The organism is Paenibacillus sp. AD87 (assembly GCF_001659845.1).
Lineage (GTDB): Bacteria > Bacillota > Bacilli > Paenibacillales > Paenibacillaceae > Paenibacillus > Paenibacillus marchantiae.
This window is the reverse complement of the sequence record NZ_LXQN01000019.1, coordinates 737,249-754,497: the sequence shown is the minus strand read 5'-3', so window position 1 is coordinate 754,497 and position 17,249 is coordinate 737,249. Positions and strand designations below refer to the sequence as shown.

Sequence of the window (17,249 nt, the reverse complement as noted above, 5' to 3'; positions counted from 1 at the left end):
CGATACGGTGTCTGGTTCTGGGATCATGAAGGCGGTGTCATTGATTCCCGTCCACCACCCATAGTGGCTGGATAATCGCGTTTCCGAACAGTCTCGCAAAGGTTTTTAAAATCAGAAATCGGGGTGGTCCGTATGTTTGATTGGCTGGGATGGAGAAAAGGGTGGCCGCTGTGGCGGTCGTATCGGTTGAATGCAAATATTAAGCAAGACGTAGAGGAAATCTTTGAGGGCATCGCCGAGACCCGGCGGCAGCTCTTGATGGATTGGGCTGAGGAGCAGTGGAATCATCTGGATCGATTGCTTCAGCAGGTACTAGCTGTTCATCCGCAAGGTATGTTGCAAGGCACAGAAGATGTACATGGATTGGAGGTATGGTTCGCAGCAAGTTATGTACGCGCTACGGATAGTACTGAGCTTTTTATGCTTAACGAGCAAAACCAGGTTGTATTTTCTACATATAAGAAACATATTGGGCAAGTCTACGAAGATGGAAATGCTTTGATCGGGCCAGGATTAAGGTATACCCAAGCGGATATCAACGGACAAAAGTGCCTGTTTGGACCTTATTCTGATCCGCTCACACTAGAAATTGGACCACGTTCTTCCACGTTTCACGATGATGTAACCTTGACGTTTATCGTACCGATCATGGAAAACGGCCGTTACATCGGTTCCCTGTGCAGTCGTGTGCCTAATGATGTATTGGGCGATCTGATCCAGCGTGAATCAGGCCACATCTACCCCGATTCCGGGGATAATTATCTTTTTATGGCTGAATCAAAACTGCGGCCCACGCTTCAACCCGGGACTGCCCTGTCCCGCAGCCGCTTCGAGGATCTTACATTCACCCATGGGGAGAATCTGAAAGACGGCGTAACCACTGAATGGGGCGTTGTATCCGTTAAAGAACATACCGAATTGGAACTGATGTTTACCGATCCTTCCACCAACGAACTTCATCCTGGTGTAGCGAATACCATTCGCAATGGCTCCAATCTGTTTGTGGCTTTTCCCGGTTATTCAGACTATCGTCATATTTCAGTTATTGGAAAAGGCATCACATTCCAGCTCCCCCACTGTCCGGATCTTTGGGGCATGATGTGTGAAGGCGATCTGGAGGAAGTGTATCGGATACGCAGCATTGGCTGGCGCCAATTCAAGCAGCACAGCTTGTACATCCTGTTGTCAGGCATTGCAGGAGCAGCACTTATATATGCGCTGACTGGAAGTGCATGGAGCACAGCAGCGATCGCTGCCTTTAATATCATCTATGGATTCCTGACTGCAAGCCAGCTGCAACGAAAACATGTTCAACGGGTCCATGAGGATTTGCGCCGCATTAGCCGATTTATTCGGATTAACGCTGAAGGCAAAGGGGATCTGACCCAGCGTCTAGACACGTCGGCTTTTGCCCAGGATGAATCAGGTGAACTGGCGAAATGGATCAACAATATGATCGACTCTCTGGAAGGAATTATGCTTAAAGTACAGCTTGCCACCGTGGATGTGATGAATAACCAGCACCAGATGCGGGCGTCAACGGAAACTACACAGGGAACAACCGAACGTGTAAATTTCAAACTTGGCTCCATGATTCAGGGGATACGCAAGCAGCTTGAGGACCTGGATCAGGCCAAAGTAGCCGCCGACGAAATGCGCCTCACCCTTCAGCAGCTTGAAGTGTCTGCCACCGAGCAGATTGACGTTGCCCGTCAGGAAGTGGAGCGTATCGGAGACAAAATGACTCAGATCTCGGGAGCCGTGTCCGACACCAACCATACGATTTTATCCTTTATGGCGACCATGCAGGACATCTACCGCGCACTTGCTGTCATTGATGAAATTTCGGCACAGACCAATCTGCTCGCACTGAATGCTTCCATTGAAGCAGCTCATGTTGGCGAACACGGACGTGGATTTGCCGTCGTTGCTGGTGAGATCCGCAAACTTGCCGAATTATCCCGTTCCTCCACGGAAGATATTCATCAGATTCTGGATAATATCTCTGTAGCGGCAGGAGCAGCCTCGCAATCCATCAAGGAAGGCGATCAGGTGCTGGCTGAAGGCACCACGCTTGTTCAGGCTGCTTCGCAGTTACTCCAAAGTGCGACTGCTGAAGAACCCCAAAGAACACAGGTTGTGGATCAGGTCGTGGTATTGATGGAGAATATCGCCGCCATCAGCCACAAAAATCGTTCCACGTCTTCGGAGGTGGAGGCCGAGATGGTCGAGCTTATTAACGACATGCTGCACGTTCAGCATTCATCGCACAATGTGGAAGCTATCACGGTCTTCTTGCAGCAGCTTGTCGGACAATTCCAACTGACCCATCCCGATAAAAACGCGATTATCTGAGGTCATCATTGACGCGGATTGGAGAAATAGCTAAAATTTGATGCAACTGTTCGTTTAGATATTGTCGGTTCATTTCATATAGAAGCTTTCCAATTTGAATCAATGAAAGGGTGGTCTGCATGGAAATGCTCCAGGATTCTTTTGGCAGAATACATGACTACATCCGTATTTCTGTTACGGACCGCTGTAATTTGCGTTGTGTGTACTGTATGCCCGAAGAAGGCATGGAATTTTCCCCGCATGACCAAATTATGAGCTACGAGGAAATCGCACAGGTACTCAAAGTGCTGGCTCCAATGGGAATGCGCAAAGTCCGTCTGACCGGAGGCGAGCCTCTGGTACGGAAAGATCTGCATCAACTCGTAAGTATGATCTCGGCCATTGACGGGATTGAAGATATTGCGTTGACTACCAATGCATTGCTGCTGGACAAACAGGCTCAGGCCCTGAAGGACGCCGGACTGAACCGGATTAACATCAGTCTGGATTCCCTGCAGGCGAGCCGTTTCTCCATGATTACTCGCGGTGGGGATGTAAATAAGGTGCTGAAAGGCATTGAAGCCGCCACAGCAGTTGGACTTGCTCCGATCAAGCTGAATGTCGTGTTAATGAAGGGCATCAATGATGATGAGATTAAGGATTTCATTGCCATGACCATAGATCAGCCACTGCATGTACGCTTCATTGAATATATGCCGATTGGGCAGGCTTCAGATTCATGGCGCAAATCGTATATGCCGCTGGAAGCAGTCACGGATGTATGCGCGGAGGCTGGCTGGGCGGTGGAAAATACGGCAGGTCCGGCAGGTAATGGTCCATCACGAAACATGAAGATTGCCGGTTCACAAGGGACTTTCGGATTGATCCATCCGGTCAGTGATCACTTCTGTGACAACTGCAACCGTCTTCGCCTGACAGCAGACGGGCATATCAAAGCTTGTCTGTACTGGTCGGATGAATACAACGTTCGCCGCTTCGTAGATGCTCCCGATGCTATGGCAGCTCTCTTCCTCAAAGCGCTTGGCACCAAACCGAAGAATCATGAAATGGCGCTTGCCCTGGAGCAGAAAATGCAAAGTCATACACCGACGGTACGACGCATGTCCCAGATTGGTGGATAGGCAAGCGTGATCTAGCGGGTACCTGCTCATCGTTTAAATGCATCAGAGCAGGAAGAAATAATAAACGTAAGCACCCGATATACTTCTCAAAATACAGCCATTATCGATGTACTAAAAGCTGCTGAGGTCAGATGATCCTCAGCAGCTTTTTTTTCATGTATTTTTCTTTTTTCTAACCTTGTTGATCAATTTTCCTGATTCCAAGATTAAAATAAAATTAATCTGCCATATGTCCTCTTTAGGCCTTCAAGAATCCCGCAATTCTGACGATGAATATACAATACACCACGATAATACGCACACATATATAGGAGTTGATCCAATTGAATATTGTTGAAGCACTTGTTGCAGCAAGCCCGTATTTTAAAATCATGCTCAAGGAAAATGATTTGATGATTGCTGTTACCGATATGGAGCAGTTCCGGTATTACGTACGGAGCGAAGATCTTGATTTGGGTATCAAGGCCGGAGATCCGATCTCACTTGAAGATCCTACACTACGCCGGGCACTTATCCATGGTGAGACTTCAGCCAATCGTATTGAAGCGCATCATTACGGGACTCCCATTAACTCTGCGGCTACCCCGCTTCGCGATGAAGCAGGCCAGATCGTAGGCGCACTGGCCATTGGATTTTCACTCAAGAACGAGGAACAACTGGAGCACTTCACCGACTTGATCGGAGAAATCAGCGGTAAGTTAACTGATATGGTTCAGACCGTAGCTGCTCAGTCCCAGCAACTGACCGCTTCATCTTCACAGATTTTGGACAACACACGGATGGCGGTGCAAAATTCCAGTGAAGTCACCAAGGTAGCTTCATTCATTCGTGAAATTTCGGAGCAGACGAACCTGCTAGGTCTGAATGCTGCCATTGAAGCGGCTCGAGCAGGAGAAGCAGGAGCTGGCTTTGGCGTTGTTGCTACCGAAGTACGCAAATTATCTACCGGAACCAAAGAAGCTACAGTGAACATTGAACGCTCCTTGAAGGAAGTACAGCATTCCATTCGTCAGATGGAACAGGAGATTACCTCCATCGCCCAATCCAGTAATCAGCAAGCCGAACTCGTCACCGAGTTCAGCGAGGTCATTGATCAACTGAACAACGCATCCCAGGATCTCAAAGCTTTTATTGAATCCATGCTATTGAAGGCAGAATAAGATAGAATACTCATTTGGCGCATTAACTATAAGGCCAGCATATAAACAATCCCCGCACGTTTAACGTGAGGGGATTCTTTTCTATTTTTACTAGAGGATCAGCTTCCACAGCATCATGCCCGCCATTCCGATCATGACTACAGCGGACAACCGATTGAAGAAAACACTGATCCGGCCTGTACGATCCGTTCTACCTACTAGCCTGCCTGCACCTGCAAGTCCCAGAAACCATACCCATGATACCACTGCCGCCGTTATCGCAAAATAAAAGCGTGTGACCCCTTCGTATTGAAGTGAACTGGTACCGATCACAGCTACCGTGTCCAGCAGGGCATGCGGGTTAAGCAAGGAAACGGAAGCTGCAAAAGCGATCTGTCTTCCCGCAGACAGCACTACTGCTGAACTATTCGCAGGCCCGGATGACTTCCAAATGCTCCATGCCATATAGAGCAAAAACACACTCCCTCCTGCATACAATACATTCGCCAACAGCGGCCATTGCAGCAAAATGAGGGACACCCCTCCGACCGCTGCTCCAATCAACAACGTATCACTGAGTCCTGCGGTTACTATAGCTGGCAGCGCCCGCGCATAACTTCGTTGACTCATGCCCTGATTAAAAATAAATACATTTTGTACACCGAGTGGCAAAATCAGGCCAAACGCCAGCACCACCGCGTGAATAATTACCCCCATCGTTCATCCCCCTTAGACATGTCTCCATAATAGTAGAGATAACGTCAGGCGTAACCAACCACTTGGATGGCATTGGACCCAACCAAATGATATAGTGTTCAAAATAAAAGAAAACGTAAATCCCATCACTCATTCTATAAAGGAGGCAAACCTGCCCATGAATCGTTCCGATTCTCGACAGGGGGGCAGCTGGAAGCCGGACCCGTCCCATTCCCTACCTCTGTACCGACAGATTGAAGTCTATATCAGCGAGAAAATTACTGCCGGCGAATGGACAGCAGGATATCGGCTTCCTTCACAACGAACACTGGCTCAATCCATGGGCGTGAATCGCAGCACGCTGGTTACTGCATTGGAAAATCTGGCCGCCGCAGGCATGATTGAAGGCAGACATGGTGGCGGAACCTATGTCTGCGGCTCTGGCTGGCATGCGCTGGCTCACGGAGCCATGCCCAACTGGGAGGAAGCCATCGAAGAAGGCTGGTATTACCCCAATCTGCCAGAGGTACAGCAGATTAACCGGGCTGAGTTCCAGCCAGGCATCATCAGGCTTGGTACAGGTGAGCTTGCACCTGAGCTGCTGCCCCAGAAGGCTTTTAACGACATCCTCCTTGCTCTATCCAGTCGTTCTCGTACACTAAACTACCTCGAACCTCAGGGTAGTCTGGAGCTCCGTCAGGCTTTGTCCGTTTACTTGCAAGCAAGTGGCATCCAAGCCTCCCCTGACTCCATTCTGATCGTATCCGGCTCTCTTCAGGCACTGCACCTTATTTCAGTTGGGCTTCTGCCCCGCGGATCGGCAGTTCTGCTGGAGAAACCATCTTATCTGTACTCCATTCATGCCTTCCAATCCGCCGGATTGAAAATGAGCGGCATTCCGTTGGATGCCGAAGGATTACACACTCCGCGTCTGGAAGATGCCGTACAGAACAATGCAAACAGGGACAGCATCTCGTTGCTCTACACGATTCCGAGCTTCCACAACCCTACTGGCTCCGTCATGAGTGACAGCCGCCGGGAAGAACTGCTCGCCACAGCGCGGAACACCGGCATCTCCATATTGGAGGATGCCGCCTACAGCGACCTGTGGCTGGGCGCCCCCCCGCCGCCATCGCTGAAGGCGCGTGATAAAGAAGGACGGGTGCTGCATATGGGCACCTTGTCCAAGGCAGTGAGCCCCGGTCTGCGCCTCGGCTGGCTGGTTGGGCCGGAGCCGGTCATCCGTCGCCTCGCAGACATCAAGATGCAGACGGATTATGGCACCAGCTCCCTCGCTCAGGAGGCTGCTGCACTCTGGTTTGCCGATGGATACCACGAGCAGCATATGGATCGCCTGCGGCCAGAACTGCGCAGACGCAGAGACTTTATGCTTGAGCTTTTGCAACGCGATTTCAGTGAACTCGCCGAGTGGAGCATACCTGCCGGAGGCTTTTATATCTGGCTCCGATTTACCGCCAGTCCTCTATCCATTCGCGAACTGTTCCATGCCTGTCTGGAGAATCATGTGCTGATTCATCCGGGTTATCTCTATGACCGTCTGGATGCAGAGCACATTCGTCTGTCTTATGCCTATGCTTCACCGGATGAGATGGAGCGTGGTCTTCACTTGCTGGCACAGGCAGTCAAAAAGCTGATGTCATCATAAAATGAAAGAACCGCCTTGATCGGAAGGAGTGACATCCCTCCGATCAAGGCGGTTCTTTTGAATTTTTGTATTAATAAGACAGATACATCTCGTCTAGATCGCAGGCAGGTTTTCTTTACCCTTTTACCGCACCCTCTGCAATCCCCTCCATGATGAACTTTTGGAAGAACGCATAGATGAGAACCACCGGAATAGCGGTCAGTACCAGGGAGGACAGAATCAACGGCCATTCCTTATTGTACTCGCCAAACAGCATGTTCGTGGACAGAATCAGCGTATAACGATTCACATCTGTCAGCATGAGTAGTGGCAACAGGAAGTCATTCCAGATCCACAGGAAGTCCAAGATGGCGATGGTGACCGTAATTGGCAGTAACAATGGGAAGATAATCTGGAAGAACGTCTGGAACTCATTACATCCATCCATCTGTGCCGACTCTTCCAATTCACGCGGGATGGACTTAACAAACCCGTGATACAGGAAGATCGCCATGTTCACACCAAGTCCGATATAGATCAGGGCCAATCCGTATGTGCTGCCTTGGACGTGAAGTCCTTTGGCAACCCGTGTCAGCGGAATCATGATCGAGTGAAAAGGAACGAGCATGGATGCCACGAACAGGAAGAAAATCAGGTTGCTCAATCTGCCAGAAGTACGTGACAGCTTGTATCCGGCCAATGAAGCGCAGAATACAATACCGCCGATACCCAGGAAGGATACAATCGCCGAGTTCAATGAGCTGCCCAGCAGATTGATTTTGTTAAATGCATCCGAGTAGTTTTCCCAATGAAATGTCGTTGGGAGAGCTATAAAGGACTGGAACATTTCGCCTTGTGTTTTGAATGAGTTCACAATCGCCATGTAGATTGGCAGCATTGCGACGAGGGAGCCCAGCACCAGCAGCAGTCGAATCAGGTAGCTGTTAATTCGTTGCATCCTCATGCTTCCACCTCTTTCTTCTTCATCACCGTAATCTGGATGAGCGTGAAGATGAGCACGATGACGAATAACACAACCGACTTGGCACTGGCATATCCGTATCTAAAATTGTTGGAGAATGCCTCTTCATAAATATTCATCGTAATGACCTGAGTGGCTCTGCCTGGACCGCCACCTGTCAGACCGTACACAACTTCAAATACTTTGAAGGCTCCGTTCAGTGTCAGGAAGAAACAGATCGTCACGGCATGAGTGATCATCGGCAATACGACGTTACGCAGGACCTGGAACGCGTTGGCTCCATCAATAACAGCCGCTTCCTTCAGACTCTTCGGCACACCCTGGAGTGCAGCCAGATAGATGATCATCATATACCCCACACCATTCCAGAGCGATACGATCAGGATGGAGTAGAATGAAAATTTCGGATCACCCAGCCACTGTTGGTCCAAAAAGGAGACGGCTAACTTCTCGGCCAGTTGCGGCAGCACCTGGGAGAAAATGAATGTCCACATAAAGGCGCTGATGATTGTACTGATCATGTTCGGCATGAAAAACAGGGTCCGGAATAACCCCTTGCTGCGCGTCCGTGTCTCAATGAACACGGCGAGCAGCAAGGCAATTCCATTTTGCAGGATCAGCATAAACACCACATATTTCAACGTGAACCACAGGGAATTCAGAAAGTCGGGATCTTCCTTGAATAGTTCCACGAAGTTCCCCAGACCGATAAAACTGTAATCCCGGTTCAGACCATTCCAGTCCGTCAAGCTGTAGAACAAGCCGCTAAATGTGGGATATAGCAGGAAAATGGCATAGATAACAAAGGCAGGCGCAGTGAACGCTAGCAGCGACAGATACTTCTTGAATACATTCGTAGCCATTGGTTCTCCCCCTTTTCACTATAAGCAGACTCGCGGAAACGGGGGAACGAAGACCGTTCTGCCAGCCGTTTCATCTGCTTACTTGTTGACTTTGTTGTAGGATTTCCACGCCTTGTCGAGCGCATCAATCACCTGCTGCTGATCCAGTTGTCCGGAGTAGTAACCTTGCAGCGCTTTGCCTGATTCATCCTTAACCGCTTGAGGAATGGATGGATCCTGATACGCTTTGCCTTCATTAACATATTTCAGGGCATCGTCTACCCAAGGGAAACTTTTGAAGTCATGAATTTTGGCAACCGGATTGAATTTCAGTGCTTCGTAGAATGCACTTGAATCCTTGTCATCGAGAACATAGTTTACGAAGTCGAGTGCCACTTCCTTGTTTTTGCTGGAGGAAGATACGGCCAGTGAAGTCGATGTGCTCAGATTGATTTTGGTATCATCCGGGTTGTCATTGATTGGCAGTGGAGCTACGCCGAAGTTGATATCCGGATTGGACTTCAGGATGGTTTCCGCGAACCAAGGTCCTTGAATCCACATTGCTGCTTTGCCTGTTGCAAAGGCTGCTGAACCATCATCGCCGCCCACTTCGAGTGCTTTCTCCGTTCCATTGGCATTGACGAGATCGAAGATGTCGAACAAGGATTTCATATCCGAGAAGGAACCTTGATCCTGATTCATCTTATCCAAGAAGTCTTTATGTTCTGACTGAGTCAGTGCACCTACAGTAAGTGGCAGGAACAGTTGTGGAATCCAGGCTTCTTTGTATGAAAGTTCAAACGGGGTGATGTTGGCTGCTTTCAGCTTTTCCACGACTGCTTTCATTTCCGTCAAAGTTGTAGGTACCTCTATCCCCTGTTCTTTGAAAATATCCTTATTGTACAGGTATCCCCAAGATAACGTTTCCAAAGGAACGGCCACGACTTTACCCGATGCATCCGTTACGGAAGGCTTAACGGAATCCAGTAATTTATCGACAAAAGGTTGACCCGAGAGGTCTTCCAGATAACCTGCTTTGCTGAACGGTGGAATTTCATTGACCGCATGAAGTGCGAACACGTCCGGTGCATCATTGGAGGCAAGTCGTGTTTTCAGAATTTGAGGCGCATTATCTGCTGGCGGCATCTCCAGTTGTACGTTGACCTCAATATTCTTTTCGGCTTTCTCCTTGGCTTTGAACTGTTCTATATATTTATCGTAATGTTCTTTCAGCCGCGGCTGTGCAATGAATACTTTGAGGGACACCGTACTGCCCGATGCAGTTCCCTCCGCCTTACCATCCGTACCCGCATTGGAACCGCAGCCTGCGAGCAGAACACTCACAAGTACCGCACTTGCTACGCTTTTCCATACTTTCATCTCTTATGACCTCCCGGTGTAACTGGTTTGTCTTTCATAGGATTATTATATATCACGAAATGAAAGCGCTTCATTGGACATTATTAGACTCATTTATTGGATTATTTTAAACCTTAATCCAACAGTAAGCTCTCTGTGAACGAATTATTTAGGGCTGTTACCTGATATTCGAGGTTGTCCCTTTCGCATCTCTCCAGGCGAAACTCCGAAGTGTTTCTTGAACACCCGGTAAAAGTAGGATACATCCTCATAACCCGTCATCTCAGCAATATGTTTGAATGGAATCTGATCATCGAGCACCCACTCCTTGGCTCTTGCCATCCGTAACTGGACAATATAGTCGGTCACATTCACGCTGTGTTCTTTTTTGAACACCTTGCTGAGATATTCTTTGCTAACAAAAAAGATCTGGGCAAGCTGCTCCAGCGTAATCATCTCCATGCAATGCTGCTCGATGTATTGCTTCACCTCATCCAGGTTCAGCTTGTTCTTGAATTTGCGCTGCGCAATCAGCTGCTCCAACGAAGTATAGTAAGGCGCTGATATCCAGTCCACCGCCGATGCGATGGACGCCAGAGCAGTCGGCGGCGGGAGCACAGCTGCTACAGGTTGCTCGCATAAGCCGTTCGAAACACACAGCTCGCCCAGCAGCGTCTGTAATTCGTATGCGATCCGCCCAAGCTGTTGCGGTCTCCGGATATCACTAGTATCAAGTCGGTGCTCCAGTTGCCCGAACAGCTCATGCAGTCCCTGATTGTTCAAGTCGTTAAAACGCAAGCGTGCCTGCTGCTGAAACAACGAGAACTCGCCAGAAAAAGCGGAAGGATAAGGTTCCCAGGACTCCGGCCCGGACTCTGTCTTTTCCAATTCACGTCTACACTTGGCCAGAACGTTATTCAATTCATCGGGATTTACTGGCTTAAGCAGATAATCAGCGGCACGGTGACGAATGGCATGTTTCGCATAATTAAAATCATCATAACCGCTGACCACAATCACTTTGATCTGCGGATATTGTGCGCTCAGCGTCTGGAGCAGTTCCACGCCGTCTTTACCCGGCATACGCATGTCTGTAATGATAATATGGGGCTGATGCTGCTCGACCAACCGGATCGCCTCTCCGCCATCCTCTGCCTCACCTGCTACCACCATGCCAAGCTCATTCCACGTGCCCAAATTGCGCAAAATATCTCTGTTCCATGGCTCGTCGTCCACTAAAAGCACTCTATAATGATCCTTGTTCACGAGATCTCGCCTCCTGTATGGCAAGGAATTCGAACAGTGACACGGGTTCCCTGTCCTTCCCCACTCTCCATGTTCATACCGTATGCAGGCCCAAAGTGCATCAAAATGCGTGATGCGGCATTGACCAGACCAATGCTAGTGCCCGAGCTCCATACTCTGTCTCCTTGCTGGGAGAGCTTGGACAGTCTCGATTGCATCTCGGCCAGTCTCTCTTGATCCATGCCCATCCCATTATCAGAAATGCGGATGGTTACCTCATGATCTAGTCGGACAACTTGAATGTTCAATTTCCACTCTCCCTGCTTTTTCTCCAGACCATGGACAAATGCATTCTCCACAATCGGTTGCAGGGACAACTTGGGGATGTAACAGTCATTCAGCCCGCCTTCAATCTCCAGTTTATATTCAAGTCTGCTGCCAAAACGCTGCTTCTGGATGAGCATATAATGCTCCAGTTGGTCCAATTCGGACTGTAATGGCACGAGACCATCCGGCGCTCTGACAATATAACGGAACATCTCACTTAGTGCACGAATAACTTTATAACTGTCTGCCGGCTTCTGGGAGTACACCATACCTCCGATCATCTGCAACGTATTTTGCAGAAAATGCGGGTGAATCTGGGACTGAAGCGCCTTGAGCTCGGCCGTCTGTTTTTCCAGATTCATGAGATAGTTATCCCGGATATGCTCCCGAATGCGGCTTGCCATACCATGCAGATTTTTCTCCAGCAGGCCAATCTCATCCACCCGACCACTGCGCACCACTTCCTTGTCCTTGATCAACTGGATTCCCTTCATTGAATTCGCCAGTCTGACAATCGGTTTGGATGTTCGCCAAGCCACAAATGCTGCCAACAACACCGAAACCACGGTAGCCAGCCCACCCACAACAAGACCATACTTCATCGTTTCCAGTGCACTCTCATTGATAACATGGGAAGGAACAATTTTGATCAGACGCATCCCTGACGGATCAATAGCATGATAGAATACATATTCCTTGGCTGTTCGAATGAAACCGGAACTGTCCTTCGTAGCTGCAAGCTTTTCCAGTGCCTCTGCTGAAGGCTGTATCTCCTTGTTAGGCTGATAAACCGGACTTCCCGTACTATCCGCGATGTACACCGCATAATCTCCCCGGCTGTCCAGCAATTCCAGCGTCTGATTGAATTCGGCCCACTTGACTTCCAGACTGATTGCGCCGATCTGTGCCTGATCCTCGAAACGGTTCATGCTGCGGGTCATATGGAACTTCTCTGGATCATTCGGATCATTAATAATCGTAAGGTCCTTATGCTGCTCAAAAAGTTCATGGTATGCCGAAGGAATGTCCGGAACCGATCGGATTCGGCTTTCCATCGAGTTGAAGGTAAACAGCGTGTCCAGTTCCTTCAGGTACAATTCCACACCAAATACATAGTTGCCGGCCGAATAATATACACTGTTCAGCATGTTGAACACAGCCTTCTGTTCATCGAAGCGGCTGGCAGCTGGAGCATCCTGGTTCAATGCCAAATACTGATGCAGCTCATCACTAATCTGAATGGAATAGATGAGATTGTTCATTCGCGCGAATTGTTCACCCAAATAGATGGAGGCCCAATTCATATTCGCACGGTTGGTCTCCATGATCTCTTCTTCCATGGAAGAACGGGTATTTTCGGCTGCTACAACCGTCATGGCAATGACGGGCAGAATGGCCAGAAACGTCATGGTGAGGATTAATTTGTTGCGAATGCTGCGTTTGAACGGATCAGTAAGCTTCCGATATAATTCGGTAAACACGAGGCATCCACTCCTGAGCTATGAGCTAAAATAAGATAAACGCCCCAGCATGAAGCCGAGGGCGCTTTGGTCTTGGTATTCTTTTTATAATCATTGAAAACAGACTTGTCAATTCATTTATGATTTCCCATTATTGCTCAATAATGCAGAACCCCCATGATTCCAGCTTCATATTCTGCCCTCCGGACACCGCTGTTCCTGCCAAAAGTTCCGTTCCGTCCCCGTAGGCATTTACGAACGAAATCGCCTGATCGGAGTAGTTAAAGAAATACCGAATCGTATTCCCTTGATCATTCACTCCGCTCTTCACGATGATTGGAAAAGCCAATTCCTGATCGGTTCCCCACAGTCCAGCTTCCTTCATGACACGCTCCAACACGTTGCGGATCACCGCGGAGCTGGTATAACATCCAACGTAGGTTGCTTTGCCCTTGCCATAGGTATTCTGGGTAATTGCTGCATATTCTCCCCAGTGAGGATGATCATACCAGGCCAGCACTTCTGCAGTTGTTGGTGTGATGAGTTCCATCCAGGTGTGAATCTGATTCTGTTCTTCTCCAACCTCGAACGGATCATCTCGAAGCGACACATTTTTCGGCTCTACAAAAAGGTTGTAACTGATGCCACAAGCCTCACTGATCAGTCCAGGCTGGCGGGTAGAGCGGACCTTAATATGCTCATTAGCGAATCCGCTCTTGAAGGAGTAAACGACATGCCCACCATCTTGTACGAATTGGTTCAGCCTCTCAAGCAAGACATCGGAAGCTGCGTACAAAGCAGGCACAACGATCACATCATAGCCTTCATAACTCTCCACGGACGGATCAATCAAATCACAGCCAATATTCATTTTGTATAATTCGTCATACATCCAGCGGATAACGTCGTTGTATTTTTTGTCACTCGTAAAATTAAATCCGAACCACTTGATCGACGTCAATGCCTCATTGCTGAACAGTACGGCTACCCGATTCATTTTCTTTAAATTCACCAGTTGCGGGCTAAGTCTGGCAAAATCCCGGCCTATCGTTTTGGCCTCGTTGTACACCGGATTTGGTTCAAAATCATGGCTCAGCAATCCTTTCCAATACGTCTCGAATGAATTATGCAAGGAATGCCAGTGCCAATAGGCGACCATGTTTGCTCCCGATGCCAGGTGGCTAAACGCCTGAAGGCGAAGCTGCCCCGGATAGGGAACCCAATGCCAGAAAGCCTGCGCTTCCGTCTCCAGTACAAGATAGTTCGATTGTTTGGTGGAACGTGCCACGTCACCGCCGAATGAAATCTCAATGCCGGTCAGATCATCCTGCGACGGATGGTAGATGTCCACACTGGTGATGTCAAAAGGTTTGGATGCGGCAAAATGGTCCACATCTCCCTGAATGCCGTACGAATATCCACGCCAGTCGAAGTCAAAGTTCTGGGTGACAAATTGACCCTCCTGTTTGTACTCATTTACAATTCCGACCTGCCACGCTAGAAAGTTGGTTACCAGTTGGCGTTGGAATTTGGCAAATTCAGCTCCCAGGCTGCCGTTGATTGTACCAACAACAGACGGGAAGTCCTCCCAGCTATTGATACGGTTACTCCAATAGTCGAGACCAAATTCCTTGTTCAGTTCATCCAATGAGCTGAACTTGTTACGCATATATTTGACGAATTGCAATTGTACATTATCTCCGGCAGTGTTGTAATGCTTCGTTTCGTTATCCGTCTGATAACCAATCACGGCAGGGTGTTTGCTAACACGGGATATCAGCTTGCGAATGATGCGTTCCGCATAGAACAGATATGTTGGATGTGTGATATCCATGATCTGCCGCGCTCCATATTTCCCCGGTCCCTGTACCGTTGTTGCCAGAACATCCGGGTGCTCCTTGACCATCCACGTCGGAACAGCATACGTAGGGGTACCCACAATAACCTGAATACCCGCCGCATGCATGGCATCCAGAACACGATCTACTGAGGAGAAGTCGAATACACCATTCTGTGGTTCATGCGTACTCCATGTTGATTCCGCAATCCGCACCACGTTGATGCCTGCATCTTTCATCATCTGAATATCCTTGTCCAATCGCTCATAAGGCATATATTCATCATAGTAGGCTACCCCGTACAATAACTTGTCCATGTTAAAATCCCCTTTTCATCCGGAAGTATGAAGCTCTTGGCATTTATACAAAATGAAATGATCCAATTGAAAAATGATAACGTTTACATTATTATCTATTGAAGTACATCAGAGACTTAGCAATCTGTCGAACGCTCTCCTGTTCTGCGATTTTCAATGTTGGCGTTAAACTGATTATAATGAAGTATACTATGGGTGCCGATTGTACAAGGCGAGTTATTTTTACCCTTTTCCGAGGTGAATGTCATGGATATCCGATCGCAGCTTCGAGAAATGCCACATCATACACTGGCTCACTGGCTGCCTATTATCGACTGTAACATTAAATTCTATGGAGCGCACAGCCAACAAGTTCCATACGGTTGGGCGATGCCGGAGGAATGCCATCCGGGCTTTGAAATTATGCTGATTATAAAGGGGACTCAGGAGAGTGTAATTCACGGGTATACCTATACGGTTGAGGAAGGTTCGATTCTGCTGATTCCACCCGGATTCAAACATACGAACCAATGTGTATCATCAGAGGGCATGACGTATTTCAGTGCTCATTTCAATGTGGATGATCCCGTATTTACCCTGAAGCTGATGTCACTTCACAGCCGAATCTATGAGGCAGGCACCACAGATAACATGCAAATGCGCCCTGTCCTGGAGAACTGGATGAACATGATCAGAACATCAGAGGCATACACTTCCACAGACAAATTTATCATGCAGGCACGCATGTTTGAATTGTTTGCCCTGCTGTCCCAAGCAGCTGACCGTGAACCACTGTCCACCCGATCTGAAGCTTCGCCTAATGCTCCAGCTCCCGCAGCCATGCATTATGCAGGAGCCATCGCAGAAGCCATTAAACAGGCGTTCCATACGCAGCTCCGAATCCAAGAGGGTAATGTATCCACCGTCAAAGTGGAGCAGATCATATCCTCATTTGGCATCAGTCCGGGATATGGGCTGCAAATCTTCCGCAAGGTGTACCGACAATCTCCACGGGCCTATCTATCCAGCCTGAAGCTGCAGGAAGCCAAAGTGCTGATCGAACAGCCGCAGCTCTCTTTGGGGGAAATCGCATGGAAGCTGGGCTATACCCATCTGTCGCACTTCAGTCGCCAATTTAAGCGATGGACTGGCCAGAGTCCACTTCAATATCGCAACGCCGTTCAGGATCTATCCAACGAATCGGGTCCAGTGGACCAGAGTTGGGAGACCCAATCGGACTAAGAAAGGAATCAGAAGATGAATGAATAGATGGGTTAAGGGCCGTATGATCTGTTGCGAATATGCTCATACTCTTCCGGGGTATTCATATTACTAAGCTGAATGGCCACATCATGGACACCAGCGCTTTCCAGCTCATCGACGTCGACATATCGGCAGCTGATCTCTTCAAGCCATTGGGTTACTTTCAGTCTATTATCTATTAAGCGCTGTTCAAGTTCGGGGAGAACACGTCTATGATATGCACCTGCAAGCGGATGAACACGCCCTGCCAGTCGTGGAACGATCGCGTGATGCTCTTGACCTGATTCGGTGAGCCACTTCAAACCTTTGAAAAAGGATGGCTCTATAAGCGGCATATCACAGGCGCAGACGAGGTTCCAGTCTGTCTCCGAGGCTTCCAGCGCGGCATGCAACCCTGCGAGCGGTCCCTTCCCAGGGTAATAATCCTGAACGCAGTCATAGGGCAATGCCTTGTATGCAGCTGTGCTGGCTCCTGCGGAAACGATAATACTATTCACAGCTGGTGCCATCGCCTGGATGACCTGCTCCAGCACGCTGGAACCATTCCATTCCAACAATGCCTTATTGGAACCCATACGGCGGGATAAACCTCCTGCCAATACAATACCTGTCCATTCCATCGTGCTCACGGTAATCCTCCTCGTTCAATAAACTTATTCTATACATTGAATACCCTTTCAA

The 17,249-nt window shown here is 48.7% G+C and carries 13 protein-coding genes; 5 read left to right on the top strand and 8 right to left on the bottom strand.

The annotated features are described in order from the left end of the window. Positions 1–132: 132 nt before the first annotated feature. The 3 genes from gpAD87_RS26955 (at position 133) to gpAD87_RS32865 (ending at position 4,636) form a co-directional block, all read left to right on the top strand. On the top strand, positions 133–2,355 hold the full coding sequence (locus gpAD87_RS26955; protein ID WP_064641859.1) for a methyl-accepting chemotaxis protein: 2,223 nt from the start codon (positions 133–135) through the stop codon (positions 2,353–2,355). A gap of 119 nt (positions 2,356–2,474) precedes the next feature. Next, positions 2,475–3,476 (top strand): GTP 3',8-cyclase MoaA, encoded by a 1,002-nt coding sequence (gene moaA / locus gpAD87_RS26950; protein WP_064641858.1) that lies wholly within the window; start codon positions 2,475–2,477, stop codon positions 3,474–3,476. Positions 3,477–3,799: 323 nt separating this feature from the next. Beyond that, positions 3,800–4,636 carry a methyl-accepting chemotaxis protein gene (locus tag gpAD87_RS32865; RefSeq protein WP_064641857.1) on the top strand — a complete coding sequence of 279 codons (837 nt, stop codon included), beginning with the start codon at positions 3,800–3,802 and terminating at the stop codon, positions 4,634–4,636. A gap of 90 nt (positions 4,637–4,726) precedes the next feature. On the opposite strand, the gene gpAD87_RS26940 is transcribed toward gpAD87_RS32865, so the two are convergent. Next, positions 4,727–5,332, bottom strand: coding sequence for a LysE/ArgO family amino acid transporter (locus gpAD87_RS26940; protein WP_064641856.1), 606 nt, complete (start codon positions 5,330–5,332; stop codon positions 4,727–4,729). A 157-nt stretch (positions 5,333–5,489) separates the two neighbouring features. Between gpAD87_RS26940 and gpAD87_RS26935 the strand changes: the two genes are divergently transcribed. Beyond that, positions 5,490–6,977 carry an aminotransferase-like domain-containing protein gene (locus gpAD87_RS26935; RefSeq protein WP_064641855.1) on the top strand — a complete coding sequence of 496 codons (1,488 nt, stop codon included), beginning with the start codon at positions 5,490–5,492 and terminating at the stop codon, positions 6,975–6,977. A 115-nt stretch (positions 6,978–7,092) separates the two neighbouring features. On the opposite strand, the gene gpAD87_RS26930 is transcribed toward gpAD87_RS26935, so the two are convergent. From gpAD87_RS26930 to gpAD87_RS26905, 6 genes are all read right to left on the bottom strand, one after another. Beyond that, complete coding sequence (locus gpAD87_RS26930) at positions 7,093–7,920, bottom strand: carbohydrate ABC transporter permease (RefSeq protein WP_024632759.1); 828 nt, start codon at positions 7,918–7,920, stop codon at positions 7,093–7,095. Then, complete coding sequence (locus tag gpAD87_RS26925) at positions 7,917–8,801, bottom strand: carbohydrate ABC transporter permease (RefSeq protein WP_064641854.1); 885 nt, start codon at positions 8,799–8,801, stop codon at positions 7,917–7,919. Before gpAD87_RS26925 ends, gpAD87_RS26930 begins: the two co-directional genes overlap by 4 nt. Before the next feature lie 78 nt (positions 8,802–8,879). Continuing rightward, a complete protein-coding gene (locus tag gpAD87_RS26920) occupies positions 8,880–10,160 on the bottom strand; it encodes an ABC transporter substrate-binding protein (RefSeq protein WP_064641853.1) in 1,281 nt (426 codons plus the stop codon). A 144-nt stretch (positions 10,161–10,304) separates the two neighbouring features. After that, positions 10,305–11,405, bottom strand: a complete 1,101-nt coding sequence (locus gpAD87_RS26915) for a response regulator (protein ID WP_064641852.1) — start codon at positions 11,403–11,405, stop codon at positions 10,305–10,307. Beyond that, complete coding sequence (locus gpAD87_RS26910) at positions 11,402–13,192, bottom strand: sensor histidine kinase (RefSeq protein ID WP_064641851.1); 1,791 nt, start codon at positions 13,190–13,192, stop codon at positions 11,402–11,404. The genes gpAD87_RS26915 and gpAD87_RS26910 overlap by 4 nt, the downstream gene beginning before the upstream one ends. Before the next feature lie 130 nt (positions 13,193–13,322). After that, the gene (locus tag gpAD87_RS26905; protein ID WP_064641850.1) at positions 13,323–15,326 is read right to left on the bottom strand and encodes a beta-galactosidase; all 2,004 of its coding nucleotides are present in this window, start codon (positions 15,324–15,326) and stop codon (positions 13,323–13,325) included. 273 nt (positions 15,327–15,599) lie between these two features. Between gpAD87_RS26905 and gpAD87_RS26900 the strand changes: the two genes are divergently transcribed. Next, positions 15,600–16,547: an AraC family transcriptional regulator gene (locus gpAD87_RS26900; RefSeq protein WP_231952876.1), complete on the top strand. Its 948-nt coding sequence runs from the start codon at positions 15,600–15,602 to the stop codon at positions 16,545–16,547. 32 nt (positions 16,548–16,579) lie between these two features. On the opposite strand, the gene mobA is transcribed toward gpAD87_RS26900, so the two are convergent. Beyond that, entirely contained in the window at positions 16,580–17,188 is a 609-nt protein-coding gene (gene mobA, locus gpAD87_RS26895; RefSeq protein WP_064642067.1) for a molybdenum cofactor guanylyltransferase, read from the bottom strand. Between the last annotated feature and the right edge of the window lie 61 nt (positions 17,189–17,249).